The 16,820-nt window shown below is 51.6% G+C and carries 13 protein-coding genes; 12 read left to right on the top strand and 1 reads right to left on the bottom strand.

Annotated features, from left to right (window positions below; all coding sequences use genetic code 11):
• The first annotated feature begins 39 nt into the window (after positions 1 to 39).
• The 12 genes from HGHM_RS12605 (at position 40) to HGHM_RS12550 (ending at position 14,479) form a co-directional block, all read left to right on the top strand.
• Positions 40 to 1,134, top strand: a complete 1,095-nt coding sequence (locus HGHM_RS12605) for a glycosyltransferase family 4 protein (protein ID WP_019141896.1) — start codon at positions 40 to 42, stop codon at positions 1,132 to 1,134.
• A gap of 378 nt (positions 1,135 to 1,512) precedes the next feature.
• Complete coding sequence (murJ, locus tag HGHM_RS12600; protein WP_019141895.1) at positions 1,513 to 2,844, top strand: murein biosynthesis integral membrane protein MurJ; 1,332 nt, start codon at positions 1,513 to 1,515, stop codon at positions 2,842 to 2,844.
• Positions 2,841 to 3,713 (top strand): FkbM family methyltransferase, encoded by an 873-nt coding sequence (locus tag HGHM_RS12595; protein WP_081583563.1) that lies wholly within the window; start codon positions 2,841 to 2,843, stop codon positions 3,711 to 3,713. Before murJ ends, HGHM_RS12595 begins: the two co-directional genes overlap by 4 nt.
• Before the next feature lie 11 nt (positions 3,714 to 3,724).
• Positions 3,725 to 4,840: a glycosyltransferase family 4 protein gene (locus tag HGHM_RS12590; RefSeq protein WP_019141893.1), complete on the top strand. Its 1,116-nt coding sequence runs from the start codon at positions 3,725 to 3,727 to the stop codon at positions 4,838 to 4,840.
• Between the two features lie 203 nt (positions 4,841 to 5,043).
• Positions 5,044 to 6,162, top strand: a complete 1,119-nt coding sequence (locus HGHM_RS12585) for a glycosyltransferase (protein ID WP_019141892.1) — start codon at positions 5,044 to 5,046, stop codon at positions 6,160 to 6,162.
• Positions 6,163 to 6,313: 151 nt separating this feature from the next.
• Positions 6,314 to 7,453 (top strand): glycosyltransferase family 4 protein, encoded by a 1,140-nt coding sequence (locus tag HGHM_RS12580; RefSeq protein ID WP_019141891.1) that lies wholly within the window; start codon positions 6,314 to 6,316, stop codon positions 7,451 to 7,453.
• On the top strand, positions 7,453 to 9,414 hold the full coding sequence (gene asnB / locus HGHM_RS12575) for an asparagine synthase (glutamine-hydrolyzing) (protein WP_026075973.1): 1,962 nt from the start codon (positions 7,453 to 7,455) through the stop codon (positions 9,412 to 9,414). The genes HGHM_RS12580 and asnB overlap by 1 nt, the downstream gene beginning before the upstream one ends.
• A gap of 27 nt (positions 9,415 to 9,441) precedes the next feature.
• Positions 9,442 to 10,725 (top strand): nucleotide sugar dehydrogenase, encoded by a 1,284-nt coding sequence (locus HGHM_RS12570; RefSeq protein WP_019141888.1) that lies wholly within the window; start codon positions 9,442 to 9,444, stop codon positions 10,723 to 10,725.
• Positions 10,726 to 10,736: 11 nt separating this feature from the next.
• Positions 10,737 to 11,774 (top strand): NAD-dependent epimerase/dehydratase family protein, encoded by a 1,038-nt coding sequence (locus HGHM_RS12565; RefSeq protein WP_019141887.1) that lies wholly within the window; start codon positions 10,737 to 10,739, stop codon positions 11,772 to 11,774.
• An 18-nt stretch (positions 11,775 to 11,792) separates the two neighbouring features.
• The gene (locus HGHM_RS12560; protein WP_019141886.1) at positions 11,793 to 12,953 is read left to right on the top strand and encodes a glycosyltransferase family 4 protein; all 1,161 of its coding nucleotides are present in this window, start codon (positions 11,793 to 11,795) and stop codon (positions 12,951 to 12,953) included.
• Positions 12,954 to 12,972: 19 nt separating this feature from the next.
• Entirely contained in the window at positions 12,973 to 13,911 is a 939-nt protein-coding gene (locus tag HGHM_RS12555; RefSeq protein WP_019141885.1) for a UDP-glucose 4-epimerase family protein, read from the top strand.
• Positions 13,912 to 13,918: 7 nt separating this feature from the next.
• On the top strand, positions 13,919 to 14,479 hold the full coding sequence (locus tag HGHM_RS12550; protein WP_026075971.1) for a sugar transferase: 561 nt from the start codon (positions 13,919 to 13,921) through the stop codon (positions 14,477 to 14,479).
• Between the two features lie 77 nt (positions 14,480 to 14,556).
• Here the strand turns inward: HGHM_RS12550 and HGHM_RS21265 are convergent, their stop codons facing one another.
• On the bottom strand, positions 14,557 to 16,461 hold the full coding sequence (locus tag HGHM_RS21265) for a polysaccharide biosynthesis protein (RefSeq protein WP_019141883.1): 1,905 nt from the start codon (positions 16,459 to 16,461) through the stop codon (positions 14,557 to 14,559).
• Positions 16,462 to 16,820 lie beyond the last annotated feature (359 nt).

Here is a 16,820-nt window from a genome sequence, read left to right as displayed (position 1 = left end):
ACCGGAAGATTGACGGTTGGATGCAAACATGTAAAAGCAATGTCTTCTTTTCTGATTAGCTTCATCGCATCCGCACTTTTGACACTGCTCCTGATCAAGCAGTCCAAGTTGCATCAGGCTGCGCTGGATTCGGATCTGTCAGGCGTACAGAAAGTCCATTCCTCGGCCGTGCCTCGAATTGGCGGAATAGGAATTTTCGCCTCCGTCATATTGACCAGTCTGTTTGCGACATGGCGTGCTCCTTTGATCGGCCAAGGAATTCTGCTGCTGCTGGCATGCTCCGGAGTGGCATTCTTGGGCGGCATCGTGGAGGATTTCACCAAGCGGGTAAGCCCTCGCCGTCGCTTGATCCTGACGATGGCTGCGGCTGCCGTCGGCTATTTTTTTCTCGATGCTCGAATCGAGCGGATCGACTGGTTTTTTTCGGTCTGGTGGCTGAAATATGCCTGGATCGCCTTGCCCCTGACGGTGCTGGCTGTAGCAGGGATCGCCAATGCAATCAATATTATCGACGGGTTCAACGGTTTGGCGAGCGTCGTTACCATTTGCATGCTCTTCTCACTTGGCTATGTAGCGTGGCAGGTGAACGATATGTTCATATTGGTTGCCGCTTTTATCGTTGCCGGGGCGACTGCCGGTTTTCTGATATGGAATTATCCGGCAGGCTTGATCTTCCTCGGCGATGGCGGCGCCTACTTCCTGGGTTTCATGCTGGGAGAACTGTCGATACTGCTAGTCATGCGCAATCCGGAAGTGTCAACCTGGTATGCATTGCTTTTGCTGATTTATCCGGTATTTGAGACGCTTTTCTCCGTATACCGGCGCTTTTTCTTGCGGGGGCAATCTCCCGGGGCCCCGGACGGCATTCACCTGCACAGCCTGATTTTCCGCCGGATAGCAGTCTGGGCAGTAGGCGACCGCGACGCACAGGCGCTGACCCGGCAAAATGCCATAACTTCTCCTTATCTGTGGCTGCTCTCACTGATGGCCGTGGCGCCGGCAACCCTGTTCTGGCAGCATACTTGGGTGTTGATGGTATTCAGTCTGCTGTTCATCGTGAGCTATATCTGGCTCTATGCCCGGATCGTTCGGTTCAGGTCGCCGCGCTGGATGATTTTGGGGAAGAGAAGATGATGTGCCGTTAGCCTGGCAGGTCGCCTGACGCGCCATGTCGGATCGAACAGACATTCCGGCATCGATTATTTTGCATGATCACGGCAGATAATCACGACGGAGAGTATTTATCGTAGCATCGCGTGCTACCATTGCGCCACGTAAAATGTGTCAACCAAATGCGCGATCGGTAATTTTATGCGATTTCCATCTCTTCCCTCGCAAAGAGCCTTGGCAAAACTTGTGCCCTCGATCCGCGTTTCATGCAACTGCAAAGCTGCATGAAGGACAGGCAGTCTGTATATTTTTGCGGCACCGGATTTTGTCGATTCAACACCTGCAGGTCTGCTCCGACATGGCTGGATTGCAGAAGCGCCATTCGAAACCCGATCTTCCCCTATGAAGGTATTTAGTGCGATAAGGGCGCGTATCCATACTGCGCACCCTGATCATCACGCGATCGCCCGCGGTATGGCCTGGGTGGCATTTTTCGTCTTCCTTGGCAAGTTGGCCGGAGCGGCAAAGGAAATGGCGATCGCCTGGCGTTATGGAGTCAGCGACGAGGTTGATGCTTATTTATTCATCTTCAATTTGATCAACTGGCCGGTGGCTGTATGGTTTAGTGTCCTGACGATTGTGCTCCTGCCCTTGGTTGCCCGCATCCGGCAGGAAGCGTCGTCGGAACTGCCGCGCTTTCGGGCAGAACTGTTGGGGTTGGCCCTCCTGCTTGGTCTGGTACTGGCCTTGCTGGCATGGTTCGGTTTGCCATTGCTGATTCGCTCACCATTGGCAGGCCTCTCATCCACAGCCACAGCCGCAGCAGTTGACATGGTGCCGCGCCTGGCTCTGCTGGGTCCTCTGGGTATTCTCATCAGCCTTTTTTCAGCCTGGATGCTCGCCAATGGACGCCACGCCAACACGCTGCTGGAAAGTGTGCCGGCGCTAGCTATTTTGGCGGCCTTATTAATTTTGCCAGGTGATCACGCGGAGCCTCTGGTATGGGGAACTCTTGCCGGCTTTGTCCTTCATTCGGCGGGTTTGGCCTTCCCATTAGCCAGGAGCAGGGAAATCGAGGCGCCACTCTTTACCCACCAATCTCCTCAATGGAATTTTTTTTGGCAGGGCTTCGGTGTAATGCTGGCAGGGCAGGCATTGATGAGCTTCACAGGAATCATCGATCAGTTTTTTGCTGCCCGCATAGGCTCGGGAGCCATCGCCACGCTTAGCTACGCAAACCGCGTTCTCGCCCTGATTCTTGCATTGGGCGCCACAGCGGTATCCCGCGCCACGCTGCCGGTTTTCTCTCGCGCTCAAGCCTTGGGAGGAGGGCAAACGCATCATGTTGCGGTGCGGTGGGTACGCATCCTGTTCGCGCTCGGCATGGCCGCCATGATTGTTGGTTGGTGGATGGCGCCTTGGGGTGTGAAATTGCTCTTTGAACGCGGAGCATTCTCAGCTCAGCAAACTGAGGCTGTAACAGAAGTCCTGCGTTATGGAATGGCTCAGTTGCCGTTTTATTTTCCGAGCATCGTTCTGGTTTCGCTGCTGGCCAGTCAGGGAAAGCATAGGGCAATTGCGGCTGTAGCAGGAGCCAATCTATTGATAAAACTGCTTGCCATGATAATTCTTGTTCCAATTTTGAAATTAAAAGGGATTGTTCTTGCGACGTCTCTGATGTATGCAATAACACTTTTGCTGCTTGGGTTCGTTGGGAGAAAGGCAAAAAAATGACGAATGTTTATTACACTCTACGTCGCTTCACTCGTCCTGCTTATCGAATTAGAGGAATTGGATTAGGGCGACTTTGTGAATTTGTTCGCCGTTGGGCTGCAAGACATGCGCCGCATTCACCTTTGGTAATTAATGACTTCCGTGGGAATGCCAAATTTAACTGCTTTTTAAGGGAGCACATGGGCGGACAGATATTCTTCCGCGGCAGCTATTCCGGAGACCAGTTAACGATAATCGAAAAATTGCTGGATGCAGACAGCGTGTTTCTTGATATTGGAGCTAATCAGGGTGAATTCTCTATTGCCATCGCCAAGACTGTTCCGAAGGGCAGAGTAATTGCCTTTGAGCCGGTTTCGGAATATAGACAGCGCTTGCTCGAAAATGTAAAGCTGAACAATTATAGAAATGTCCAGGTCGTTCCGGTTGCCTTAGGTGAGCAAGAAGGAAATTTGCCAATTTACGACGAGCCGAAGTTGTTCTTCGACGGAACAAGAAATGAAGGTTTGCCGACACTCTTTGCCTCTGAATCTCGTCATCATGCTCGCGAAGTGGTACCGGTTAGGCGGCTGGATGATGTACTCCGCGACCTGGAGGTCCCTCGAGTGAACCTCATTAAGCTGGACATTGAGGGGGCGGAATGGATTGCCTTGCGTGGCGCAGTGAATACTTTGGCAACTTGTCGACCAATATTAATCCTCGAAATCGGGAGGGATACCTGCCGGGCTGCCGGTTATGAGCCGGAGGCATTGGTGAATTGGCTTGAGGGCGCGGGCTATCGAATCGAAAAAATCGTCACAGGCGGAAAGACGCAGCCAATCCGGGATGCATCACTGGAAGACTTTCAAAACGTTATTGCTTACCCCACCTGACGTTGGTGCAAATGAATGACTTGGTCATTTTTATTCATTCCATGGGGAGTGGTGGCGCGGAACGGGTAACGGCCAACATGGCAAATTATTGGGCGGCTAAAGGATGGGAGATCACCATCGTCACCCTTGCACCCCGGAGCCTTGACTTCTACGAGTTGCATCCGTCGGTCAAGCGCGTCGCGCTAAATTCTGACGGAGATAGTGGGAACGTATTGGCAGGATTGCTGCAGAATCTGCATCGGGTGCTCGCGCTTCGCCGAGTGCTGCGCGAGATTAGGCCGCGCATTGCCTTGGCTATGATGACCACTGCCAATGTGCTGCTTGCCATGGCAGCTTTCGGCCTGAACGTTCGAGTCATAGGCTCAGAGCATACCCATCCTCCGCAATATCCTTTGAGCGCTTTATGGGAACGGTTGCGTCGCCTTGCCTATAGATGGCTCGATGCCGTAACGGCGCTGACCAGCGAAAGCGCCCATTGGCTCAAGGTCCATACGAGCGCTCGGCGAGTGCCCGTCATACCCAACGCGGCCCCTTGGCCATTGCCAGTACAAGAGCCCAGGTTGAGTCCTGATGCGGTCTGCCGGCCTGGGCGAAAACTGATGCTGGCTGCCGGACGGTTAGTCGAGTACAAGGGTTTTGATTGGTTGATAGAAGCGTTCGCTAATCTCGCGCATAAACACCCCAGCTGGGACTTGGTGATTCTTGGCGACGGCCCCCAAAGCCACGCACTGCAAGCGCAATTACGGGCAGCAGAATTAGAAGAGCGCATTTTTCTCCCCGGTCGAGCAGGTAATGTAGGCGAGTGGTACGAACGAGCCGATCTCTACGTAATGAGCTCGCGCTTCGAAGGTTTTGGCAATACCCTGGCGGAAGCATTGACCTACGGTGTGCCAGCGGTGAGCTTTGACTGTGATACCGGACCGCGAGAAATCATTCGCCACGAGGTGGATGGCCTGCTGGTGCCCCCGGAAGATGTGGCCGGTCTGACCGCTGTGCTGGATCGAGTGATGGGCGATGATGAGATGCGTCAGAGCCTGGCTGCGCGTGCAGTGGAGGCTCGGGATCGCTTCTCCATGGAGCGGATTGCCGGTATGTGGGAAGAGTTATTTAAAGCGAGCGCTCGATGACATGAATGCCGTGTTCGACAATGTTGAGTCGGTACCATGGGGTGAGCTGCTGCCAAGTGAGCGTTTGAGGTTTTGTGAATGAACCAGGTAAGGACCATGTCACTGATCCCGTTTGCCCGTCTTCGAAATGAGCAGAGTGCCCAAGCATGACCGAGTGGCTGTGTGGCCTTTTTCGTTTCTATGTGTAAGGAGGCAGCTGGCTTATGGCTGAATCTCGCCGTCGCATTTTATTTGTTATCCCGAGCCTCGGTGGCGGCGGAGCGGAACGGGTGATCGCCACCCTGCTGCGCTATCTGGATCGTTCAAAGTTCCAGTTGACGCTGGCGGTCATCGACACACGTAAAGCTGTCCACCGGGATGCCATACCCGAGGATGTGGAATTCATTGATCTGAAGTGTGAACGTGTGCGATACGCGCTGCCGAAAATTGTACAACTCATTTGGCAACGACGACCGGACGTTGTCTTTTCCACCTTGGGACACCTCAATCTGGCGCTGGCCATTATTCGGCCGCTTCTGCCGGACGGAGTGCGTTATTTAGCGCGGGAGACCAGCATCGTCTCTGAAATCATTCGTCGTTATCGACGACCCGAGTTGTGGAGGTGGGCCTATCGTCACTTTTATGGTCGCTTTGACAAAGTCGTTTGCCAGTCGTATTACATGCGCGACGATCTCGTGGAGAGCTTTGCCTTTCCGAAAGACAGGGCCGTAGTCATCCACAATCCGGTAGATGTGGAACGTATCCATCAATTGGCTGAGGAGGCGTTGATTACGGGGTTCGAAAGGGGAGGTGGGGGCGGCAATGAAATCCCCGTTCACCTTCTCGCCGCGGGTCGATTGTCCCATGAGAAGGGTTTCGATCTTCTGATCACTGCATTGGCGCTCTGTGGTAATCCTCGTCTTCGGCTCACTATCCTGGGTGAAGGCCCGTTGAGGACTGATCTGGAGCGTTTGGCCAGGGATAGTGGCGTGGCCCAGCAAGTGCGGTTTGCCGGTTTTCAGAAAAATCCGTATCCCTTCTTTGCCAAGGCCGATGCCTTTGTAATGAGTTCTCGGCTCGAAGGCTTTCCGAATGTCGTGCTGGAGGCGCTAGCTTGCGGAACGCCAGTGATTGCCGCTCCATCGCCTGGAGGGGTGAAGGAGATTCTCGAACGAGCAGAGGGATGCATCCTGGCCGAGTCTCTGACAGCGGAGGGGTTGGCGCAGGCAATCCAGCGCATGCCTCACGATGCACAGGTGCCGTCAACTGTAATCGAACCATACAGGATTGAAGGAATTGTGAACTGCTATGCAGCGGAGTTGTTTGCTGACGCAGTGCCTTGAGTTTCGTCTGCCACAAACATGCCGTCGAGGCACAAGGCATGAAAGCATGTATGTTAAATATCCACGAGTTCTATTGTTTGTCAGGATTTTGCAACGAGAAAACGGCTTCTTCTCCGGAAGCGGTTCTCTTCATCTTTAAGCTGCACCTTACATGCTGATCATTCACATCATCACAGGTCTTGATGTCGGTGGCGCAGAATCCATGCTCAAGCGCCTGATTGAATCACATCTTGGCAATAAAACTTTTCGGCACATGGTGATTTCGCTTACCACCATTGGCAAGGTGGGGCAGCAGTTGCAGGCACTTGGAATTGAAGTGCAAGCATTGAATATGCATTCACCGCTGGCCTTTCCACGCGCACTTTGGCAACTTGTGCGGCGTATCCGTGCGTTACGTCCTGACATCGTCCAAACTTGGATGTATCATGCCGATTTTCTGGGTGGCATAGCAGCGCGTTTGGCAGGCAATCGGCACGTGATCTGGGGAGTGCATTCAACAGAGTTAAAAACCGGTGAGGCGTGGACTACTCAACTCGTTCAAAAGCTATGTGCATGGATCTCTGAATTCGTGCCTCACACTATCGTTTGTGTAGCTGAAGCGGCGAAGAAAGCACATATAAGAGCAGGCTACGATGCCAGGCGCATGATAGTTATCCCCAATGGTTTTGACGTTTCCCGACTGGTTGCGACGGCTGAACAACGGGCGGTCATGCGGACCGAGTGCGGATTTGGCGAAAAGGATGTGGTGATCGGCAGCCTGGGACGTTTCCATGCAGTCAAAGATCACCATAATTTTGTCCGCGCAGCGACCCTGCTTGCTAATCGTTATCCGCATGTTCGTTTTTTGCTGGTCGGTCGTGATTTGGTTCCAGCCAACAGGGAGCTGGCAAGGTGGATTACGGAGACAGGCCATCCGCATCGTTTTGTGCTTTTGGGTGAACGTGCTGATGTGCCGGTATGCCTGGCGGCGATGGATATGCTGTGCCTCCATTCGCGTACGGAAGCTTTTCCCCTTTCGGTTGGTGAGGCAATGGCCATGGGTCTGCCATGTGTGGTAACGGATGTCGGTGATGCTGCTGTGTTGGTGAAGGATACCGGTGTCGTCGTGCCCAGAGAGAATGCTGCAGCCCTTGCTCAAGGACTGGAAAATCTGCTGACAATGACCCCGGCCATGCGCCAAAAATTGGGGCAGAAGGCAAAAGCAAGGATATATGAGGAATTCACCATGGACCGCGCTCGTCAACGGTTTGAGGCAATCTATGGACATTTAGCTGGAAACGGTAAGCACTGATGTGTGGCTTTGTTGGATTCCTTGGCGGAACTGCCTCATTCGGCCAAGCTGGAGCTGAAGTTACGCTTAAACGCATGGCTGATACGATCATCCATCGCGGCCCTGATGATGCCGGTTTTTGGGTCGACCCGGATCATCGGATTGGTTTCGGCCATCGTCGCCTTTCCATTGTCGATCTTTCCCCTGCCGGTCATCAACCAATGCAATCCGGCAGCAGCCGATATGTGATCGCTTTTAATGGGGAGATTTACAATCACCTGCAGCTACGCGAACAACTGGAGGCCATAAATCAGGCGCCGACTTGGCGCGGGCATTCAGACACCGAGACTTTGCTTGCCGGATTCGACGCATGGGGGATCCAAGACACCGTAGAACGTACAGTCGGGATGTTCGCGTTCGCAGTGTGGGACAGAAAAGAAAGGATGCTTACCCTTGGTCGGGATCGCATTGGCGAGAAACCGTTGTATTACGGTTGGCAAGGGCATGGCAACAATGCCGTATTCTTATTCGGCTCCGAACTGAAGGCGTTGCGAGCACATCCGGCCTTTGAAAATAAAATCAATCGTGGTGCGATAAGCCTGCTACTGCGCCATAACTATATCCCTGCGCCATATTCCATATACGAGGGTATTGCCAAACTGCTCCCAGGCAGTCTCCTGACAGTGTCGTTGCAACAGCGCGAGCCAAGATTGTGGTCGTATTGGTCTGTCCCGGGAGTTGCCGAACTAGGGGTCGCGAATCCTTTGTCCGGTAATGCAGATCAAATCGTGGATGAACTGGAGGCGTTGCTCAAGGATGCAGTGCGTCAGCAGATGATGGCAGACGTGCCTCTTGGAGCATTTCTATCGGGCGGAATTGATTCGTCTACTGTGGTGGCGTTGATGCAAGCGCAGTCTTCGCACCCGGTAAAGACGTTTTCTATCGGATTCCATGAAAGAGCCTACGACGAAGCAGGACATGCCAGGGCGGTGGCGAGGCATCTTGGTACCGACCATGCAGAGCTTTATGTTACGGCTGAGCAGGCCATGGAGGCCATTCCACAATTGCCGGCATTGTATGACGAGCCGTTTTCAGACTCTTCCCAGATCCCCACTTTTTTGGTGTCGAAGCTCGCCAAGCAGCATGTTACGGTGTCGCTCTCCGGCGATGCCGGTGATGAGTTGTTTTGCGGTTACAGCCGCTATTCCAGAGGCGCAAATCTCTGGCGCAAGCTGGCGGCAGTGCCTCTCCCGCTGCGCAAATTGACGGCAAAGGGATTGAACAGCATTCCCACGCAGTTATGGGGCGGCCTGACCGCCCTGGCCGATTACTTGCCCCAGCCAGTCCAGCTCGCCAACGTGGGACACAGGATGCAAAAAGGGAGTGTTGTACTGGCGAGCCAGTCGCCTGACCCGCTATATCTTGGCCTGATATCGCATTGGCATGACCCCGCATCAGTGGTAATAAATGGATACGAACCTGCTACCTTCTTGACTGACAATGCGCCATCCATACCGGGCCTCAGTGACGTTCAACGCATGATGGCGCTGGATATGCTCACTTATCTGCCGGACGATATTCTGGTAAAGGTGGATCGTGCGGCAATGGGCGTGTCGCTGGAAACGCGGGTTCCATTTCTCGATCACCGCGTGATAGAGCTTGCCTGGCGTTTGCCGCAATCAATGAAGCTACGCGAGGGCGAAACCAAGTGGGCATTACGGCAGGTTTTATACCGCTACGTACCCAAAGAGCTGATTGAACGGCCTAAGATGGGCTTTGGTGTGCCCATCGATGAATGGTTGCGTGGGCCATTGCGGGAATGGGCCGAATCACTGCTGGATGAATCGAGAATGCGGAATGAAGGATATTTTCTGCCAAAGCTTGTTAGACGCAAATGGAAGGAACATCTTTCAGGTCAACGCAACTGGCAGTATCACCTTTGGGATGTGCTGATGTTCCAATCATGGCTCGAACATCAGTAAAAATTTTAAATATGTCATTTCAACGTCATGCATAAAAGAAAAATTTCCGTTATCGGACTTGGTTACGTTGGTTTGCCGGTTGCGGTTGCTTTCGGCAAGCACGCCACCACCATCGGGTTCGATATCAATGAAGGCCGGCTTGCAGAACTGCGCGAGGGGTATGACCGCACCAACGAAGTTACTGCTTCGGAGTTGAAGGGCGCGGACATATTGTTTACCTCCGATATCAAGATTCTTGCAATGGCCGATTTCCATATCGTGGCCGTGCCGACGCCCGTAGATGAGGCGCATCAACCAGATTTGACTCCTGTTGTGCGGGCTTCCGAAACGGTGGGGAAGGCACTCAAGAAGGGCGACATCGTGGTTTATGAATCCACAGTTTATCCCGGCGTGACAGAGGATGTTTGCGTACCCATTCTGGAGCGTGTCTCGCGCCTAAAATGTGGCACAGACTTTACTGTAGGGTATAGCCCGGAGCGCATCAATCCTGGCGACAAGGAGCACACTTTTACCAGGATCACGAAAGTGGTATCCGGACAGGACGCGTCAACGCTAGATGTGGTCGCTGCAGTGTATGGGTCAGTCGTCACCGCCGGCATTCATAGGGCGGCAAGCATTAAGGTCGCCGAAGCTGCCAAGGTGATCGAGAATACCCAGCGTGACCTGAACATAGCGCTGATGAATGAACTGTCGCTTATCTTCGATCGCATGGGGATCGATACCAACAGTGTGCTCGAGGCTGCCGGCACAAAATGGAATTTCTTGAAATTCAAGCCCGGCCTGGTTGGAGGGCACTGTATTGGTGTCGATCCATACTACCTTACACACAAGGCGGAAATGCTGGGATATCACCCACAGGTCATCCTTGCAGGTCGCCGCATCAACGACGGCATGGGGGGCTTTATCGGCCAACAGACAATCAAGCAGCTGATCCATGCAGGACATGATGTATGCAAATCCACTGTGACAGTACTGGGTTTAAGCTTCAAGGAAAACTGCCCGGACCTGCGTAATTCGCGGGTCATCGACGTTATTCGGGAACTCCAGTCCTTCGGTGTCAAAGTACAGGTCTGCGACCCGCAGGTAGACGCGCATGAGGCGAAGGAAGAATATGGAGTCGAGTTGAAGGCGATAAACCAATTGCCGCCGGCGGAAGCTGTAGTGGTCGCTGTAGCACACAGGGAATTCGTGGAATTCAAGGTGAATGACTATTTGCGCATCCTGAAAGAGAGTCCTGTCGTAGTTGACGTCAAGGGCATTTGTGACCAAGTGGCTTTCGGCGCCGCCGGCATCCGGCTCTGGCGTCTCTGAAAGGGAGCATCATGAGCGCCTATGAAAAGGCACGCGTGGCCCTGCGCGAAAATCCAAAGATATGGGTGATAACCGGAGTTGCAGGCTTTATCGGTTCAAATTTGCTGGAAGCGTTACTTAAACTCGACCAGCATGTCATCGGCTTGGATAATTTTGAAACCGGCTACAGGGACAATCTGGAACGGGTTCGTGGACTGGTGCAGGCGGCACAGTGGGACAGGTTTCGTTTTCATGAGGGGGATATCCGCGAATTGGATGACTGCCGTAAAGCAGTTGACGGGGCTGACTATGTACTTCATCAGGCCGCGCTGGGAAGCGTGCCGCGCTCGCTGGAAAATCCGATCTTTACTAACGAGACAAATATTTCCGGCTTTTTAAATATGCTGGTTGCCGCTCGCGATGCGAAAGTAAAGCGCTTTGTCTATGCAGCGTCGAGTTCGACATATGGCGACCATCCGGGCTTGCCGAAAGTCGAAGACCGGATAGGAAAACCACTCTCTCCCTATGCAGTGACGAAGTATGTGAATGAGCTTTATGCGGATGTGTTTGCACGCTCCTATCACCTGGAATCAATTGGCCTGCGCTACTTCAATGTTTTTGGGCCAAGACAGGATCCGAATGGCGCATATGCGGCCGTGATTCCGAAATGGTATGGAGCGTTGCTGCGCTCGGACCCTGTCTACATCAATGGAGATGGGGAGACAAGCCGTGATTTCTGCTTCGTGACCAACGTCGTCCAGGCCAATATTCTTGCTGCGACAGTGGCCGATCCTGACGCGATAAATCAAATCTACAACGTTGCATTGGGTGACCGAACCACCCTGAACGAATTATTTATGCTGATACGCGATCGTGTTGCAGAAGTTCGCCCGCAAGTAGCTTCTGCAAAGCCTCTATACCGGGATTTCCGGAAAGGCGATGTACGCCATTCGCAAGCGGACATTGAAAAAATTCGGTTGCACTTGGGTTATGTTCCCACACATCGCGTTGCCGATGGCTTAAGCGAAGCGACAGAATTTTATCTTTCGACCGTAAGCATTAAAGATTAAAGCAAACAATGATTGCTTATGGAATCAGTTAAAGATGGTGGCAAGCCACCGCTCCGATTAGCGCTCATTTCCAGTCAAGCTTTTTCTATTGCCAATTTTCGTGGCCCGCTTGTGCGCGAGATGGTGAGTCATGGCATGGAAGTCTACGCGCTGGCGCCAGATTATGATGATGCGAGCAGGGCAGCAGTAAGATCCCTCGGGGCAGAACCGATAGATTATTCAATGATCCGCGCTGGAATAAGTCCGTTTAAGGACATCTTCAGCCTGTTCCAGCTCGTGCGAAAGCTGCGAATTTTGCAGGTGAACGCTTCTTTTGCCTATTTCATCAAGCCTGTTATATATGGAACCATTGCCGCGCGATTGGCAAATGTGCCAAAGCGATATGCATTGATCGAAGGCGCTGGTTATGTATTCATGGACGAAGAAAGACCGTCGATACGTCGTCGCTTGTTGCGCTCGGCCACTACTTGGCTGTACCGTCTCGGATTGAGCCAGGCTGACCGGGTATTTATGCTTAACCAGGATGACAAAAGCCTATTCGTTAGTGCTCATATGGTTGCCGCGGAAAAGGTGCGTCTGTTAAACGGCATCGGTTTGGATTTGAATCATTATCACGTAACAAATCCGGTCCTGCATCCAGTCTGCTTTATTTTGATCGGAAGGCTTCTACGGGAAAAAGGAATTTACGACTACGTGACGGCTGCCCGCAAGGTAAAGGCTCTTTATCCAGAAGTGCGTTTTCTGATGCTGGGCAGTGTGGACGTGAATCCAGGTTCTCTCGCAGAATCAGAAGTCAGGGCCTGGGTAGACGAAGGCTTGATCGAATGGCCAGGCCAAGTGGCAGATGTCCGTTCTTGGCTTGCTCAGGCAAGCGTCTTTGTTCTTCCTTCGTACCGCGAAGGTTTACCGAGAAGCACGCAGGAAGCAATGGCAATGGGGCGGCCGGTCATTACCACGGATGCCCCGGGCTGCCGAGAAACAGTTGAAGAGGCCGTGAATGGTTTCATGGTACCTGTGCGCAGCCCTGAAGCGCTGGCCCAGGCAATGCTTCGGTTTGTGGGTAAACCGGAATCCATCATCTCGATGGGACGTGCAAGCCGCAACATGGCAGAAAAAAAATTCGATGTACACAAGATCAATGAGCAGATAATGGCCTCGATTCTTGATTGCCATGTGTAATGAGGTTTGATGAATACTGATGAATAAGATACTCGTTACGGGCGCGAATGGCTTCGTCGGTTCGGCACTATGCGACACGCTCCATAAGAGGGGCATACCACACATTGGAGCCGTCCGTAAGAACAAGGCGGAGTTTCAATATGAAACCGGTGACTTGACGTGTGCAACGGATTGGTCACAGGCTTTAAGTGGATGCGACGTCGTCATACACCTTGCGGCTCGTGTTCACGTGATGAAAGACAAGGCCAACGATCCATTTCGCGCTTACCGTGAAGTGAACGTCAATGCGACACTCAATCTGGCAAAGCAGGCGATCGGCCACGGGATCAGGCGTTTTGTATTTGTTAGCAGTATCAAGGTAAATGGCGAGTCGACTTCCGGCAAACCATTTACTTCATGCGATATGCCCGAACCTCTTGATCCTTACGGCCAATCGAAGCTTGAGGCGGAGCGTGCATTGCAGGCTTTGTCCAGGCAGAGCGGCATGGAACTTGTAATCGTCCGGCCACCTCTGATTTACGGCCCGGGAGTGCGCGCCAACTTTCTTTGGCTGATGCAGTTGGTCAAGCTTGGATTGCCGCTGCCTTTCAAAGATATTTCAAATCGCAGAAGCATGGTGGCACTGGAAAATCTGGTGGAATTGCTTGTTGTCTGTGCAAATCACCCGAAAGCTGCAGGAGAAATATTCCTGGTATCTGACGATAACGATCTCAGTATTTCAGAACTAATCCGACTGATTGCGAATTCCATGGGAAGGCAACCAATTCTGCTACCGATACCGGTTTGGCTAATCAAGGGATTTTTGGCTGTATTAGGGAAATCTGCCATTGCAGATCGGTTGCTTGGGTCGTTACAGATGGATATTGCGCACACCAAAAAAACATTGAATTGGAAGCCATTAATCGATACGAGTACTGCTGTTGAAAAGACAGTGTCACATTTTCTTGGGGAGATGTAACGGATTTATGAAACGTGCTTTTGACGTCTTTTTAAGCTTGATCCTGCTGCTGATTTTTGCCTTGCCGCTTTTGATTGTGGCGCTTGGCATTAAATTGACTTCCAAAGGCCCTGTCTTGTATTGGTCCGATCGGATAGGAATAAATAACCACATTTTCCGCATGCCGAAGTTTCGAACCATGCGAGTGGATACACCCGCAGTGGCCACCCATTTATTGGAGAACCCGACTCAATATTTGACTCCAATTGGTTCTTTTTTGCGCAAATCCAGTCTGGATGAATTTCCGCAGCTATGGAGCATTCTCCGCGGAGACATGAGCTTCATTGGCCCCCGTCCTGCCTTGTTTAATCAGGAGGACCTCATAACACTGCGAACAGCCCATAATGTTCATTTGCTTGTGCCGGGATTGACTGGCTGGGCACAGATCAACGGAAGGGATGAGCTGCCGATATCAGAGAAAGTGAGACTGGATGCTCACTACTTGAAGCGTCAATCCTTCTGGCTCGACATCAAGATCTTATTCTTAACCTTCATTAAGGTGTTGCGGCGAGAGGGCGTATCACATTGATGTCTTCGTTCCAGCGTAGCGTAACAGCAGTGTTGGGACTCAAATTTCGGATCTATGATCTAACTGTGTTTGCAATATCACTTTGGGAGACTGAGCAGTGCAGATACCGGTTCGAATAATTTTGTCTGTACCGAATGCGGATTGGAACTCCTTGAATACACATTGTCTTCGGTGTGGTCGCTTTGTCTGGGCAAATATTCCCTGACAATTTTTTGCATAATTGCCTTGATTCCTTCGTGGTCATTGCTGTTGCATGCCTGCAATAGCTGTTCGATCAGTTTATTCAGTATTTCAGGCGCAAGCGAGTATTCTGTCGTGCACATGATTCGAGGATGTTCGCTGGGCGAGGCCTTATCCTCAATGAGCAGTTCTTCATACAATTTTTCCCCAGGACGTAAGCCTACATATCGAATTTCGATATCACCGTTGGGGGTTTGCTCATCCTTTTCCTGAAGACCGGCCATATCAATCATTGTGCGCGCCAAGTCTACGATCTTGATCGGTTCGCCCATGTCAAGAACAAAAACCTCTCCGCCTTTTGCCATGGCACCTGCTTGTATTACTAGTTGCGCAGCTTCCGGTATCAGCATGAAGTAACGCACCACGTCGGGATGAGTAATTGTAATTGGACCGCCCAGCTCGATCTGCCTCTTAAAAAGAGGAACAACAGAACCGGACGATCCTAATACATTCCCGAAACGAACCATGCAGAAGGTGGTTTTGGAATCTGACTTGGCGGCAGCCTGGAAAATCAGTTCTGCAATGCGTTTGCTGGCGCCCATGATATTGGTAGGTCGCACAGCCTTATCTGTGGAAATCAGAACACAAGTTTGAACCTCGAACTTTTTCGCGGCAGCTGCGACTGTTTGAGTGCCGACCACGTTATTCCGAATTCCTTCAGCCATATTTGCTTCGACCAGCGGTACATGCTTGTAGGCGGCGGCATGATAAACAGTGTCGATTCTATGTATCTGCATAATGTGCTCGACAAGTCGGGCATCACACACCGAGCCTAGATGAGCATGGATTGATGTTGCTGAGAGGCGTGATTGCAATTCTTGCTTGATGGAATATAGCGCAAACTCGGAATGATCTAGCAAATGCAAATGTGTTGGAGTTTGGGCAATAATCTGGCGGCACAATTCGCTTCCAATCGAACCCCCTGCGCCGGTAACCAGCACGCTTTTGCCTCGAACACATTTTGCAAACAAATCGAGGCGTGGCGGAACAGGGGTGCGGCCGAGTAAATCCTCGATCTTGATTTCACGTATGGATTGCGCAGAAATCTTGTCATCCGCAAGTTCGAAAAGGGTCTGCACTGTTTTTGTTTCCAGCCCTGCTTCATGAATTTGGTGCATGACTTGCCTGCGACGCTTTGTTGAGGCCGAAGGTATGGCAAGCACAATTAACCTGATCCCCAGTTGCTGAGTTATTTCAGCAAGGCGACTTGTATGGAATACCCTTAAACCGGCAACATTCTGGTTTTGTAATGAAAGCTTGTCGTCAAAGAAACAGACCGCACGATATTTTTCACTTGCTCGAAGTGCTTGTGCAAGTTGTGCTCCTGCTTCACCTGCGCCATAGATTGCAATGATATTTTTTTGCTGACGTTGACCGCCAGCATTGCTTCGCAGGAAGGTGCGTACCATGATTCTGGACCCAACTACATACGAAAACGCAATAAACCAATAGATCACAAGCGCGCTGCGCGGCAGTATTTGATCGTTAAGCAAAAACATGATGCTGTAAGCAGCGACCACTGCCAATCCAAGTCCTATCCCCGTAAGCGTGAGCAAATGCCGGTCAATGAAGCGGATGACAGCCTTATATAAACCTGATGCCGCGAAAACGATAATTGTGAGTGCCCCAACGACTAAATAAGGCGTTACTTCATAGTCCAATGCCAGCTTCAAGTCACCGAGCCTGAGCACCATGGCAAACAGGAAGCAGAATGGCATGGCAACAAAGTCCGTTGCCAGCATAAGTACGAATTTTGACCATCGATTCATCGACACTAGTTTTTTGCTAAGTCGAGCTGCAATCGAGGGGTATTTTGTGGACATATTGACTACTTCGTAAATAGGAGAGAACTGCATACTTGGCGGTCAATTTCCAAGATATGCCTTCACTAAAAGGAGCTATGCTGCCAAGCGAGGTTATCTAGATGAATTTTCCCGAGCGAAGTATAACGAAGATTAAACGGTCAAAATATATGGGTGTCCAAGTATTGTGGCGCTTGGTATAGACTAATCCCCCAGAAAAATCATAATCCCCTGTTTCGCTGTCGCCGTTTCGACAACATGAGACAATCTTATGATTTCTATTTTTTTAATCAGGCTAT

Origin of the sequence: Noviherbaspirillum massiliense JC206, from assembly GCF_000312045.1 — a bacterium.
In the GTDB taxonomy this organism is placed as follows: Bacteria; Pseudomonadota; Gammaproteobacteria; order Burkholderiales; family Burkholderiaceae_D; genus Noviherbaspirillum; species Noviherbaspirillum massiliense.
The sequence above is the reverse complement of the archived record's forward strand: the minus strand, read 5'-3'. Positions and strand labels throughout refer to the sequence as shown.

Excerpts from the sequence above, each read along its gene's own strand:
- HGHM_RS12605 (WP_019141896.1), top strand. The coding sequence starts at position 40 with ATGTCTTCTTTTCTGATTAGCTTCATCGCATCCGCACTTTTGACACTG.
- murJ (WP_019141895.1), top strand. The coding sequence starts at position 1,513 with ATGAAGGTATTTAGTGCGATAAGGGCGCGTATCCATACTGCGCACCCT.
- HGHM_RS12595 (WP_081583563.1), top strand. The coding sequence starts at position 2,841 with ATGACGAATGTTTATTACACTCTACGTCGCTTCACTCGTCCTGCTTAT.
- HGHM_RS12590 (WP_019141893.1), top strand. The coding sequence starts at position 3,725 with ATGAATGACTTGGTCATTTTTATTCATTCCATGGGGAGTGGTGGCGCG.
- HGHM_RS12585 (WP_019141892.1), top strand. The coding sequence starts at position 5,044 with ATGGCTGAATCTCGCCGTCGCATTTTATTTGTTATCCCGAGCCTCGGT.
- HGHM_RS12580 (WP_019141891.1), top strand. The coding sequence starts at position 6,314 with ATGCTGATCATTCACATCATCACAGGTCTTGATGTCGGTGGCGCAGAA.
- asnB (WP_026075973.1), top strand. The coding sequence starts at position 7,453 with ATGTGTGGCTTTGTTGGATTCCTTGGCGGAACTGCCTCATTCGGCCAA.
- HGHM_RS12570 (WP_019141888.1), top strand. The coding sequence starts at position 9,442 with ATGCATAAAAGAAAAATTTCCGTTATCGGACTTGGTTACGTTGGTTTG.
- HGHM_RS12565 (WP_019141887.1), top strand. The coding sequence starts at position 10,737 with ATGAGCGCCTATGAAAAGGCACGCGTGGCCCTGCGCGAAAATCCAAAG.
- HGHM_RS12560 (WP_019141886.1), top strand. The coding sequence starts at position 11,793 with ATGGAATCAGTTAAAGATGGTGGCAAGCCACCGCTCCGATTAGCGCTC.
- HGHM_RS12555 (WP_019141885.1), top strand. The coding sequence starts at position 12,973 with ATGAATAAGATACTCGTTACGGGCGCGAATGGCTTCGTCGGTTCGGCA.
- HGHM_RS12550 (WP_026075971.1), top strand. The coding sequence starts at position 13,919 with ATGAAACGTGCTTTTGACGTCTTTTTAAGCTTGATCCTGCTGCTGATT.
- HGHM_RS21265 (WP_019141883.1), bottom strand. The coding sequence starts at position 16,461 with ATGCTGGCAACGGACTTTGTTGCCATGCCATTCTGCTTCCTGTTTGCC.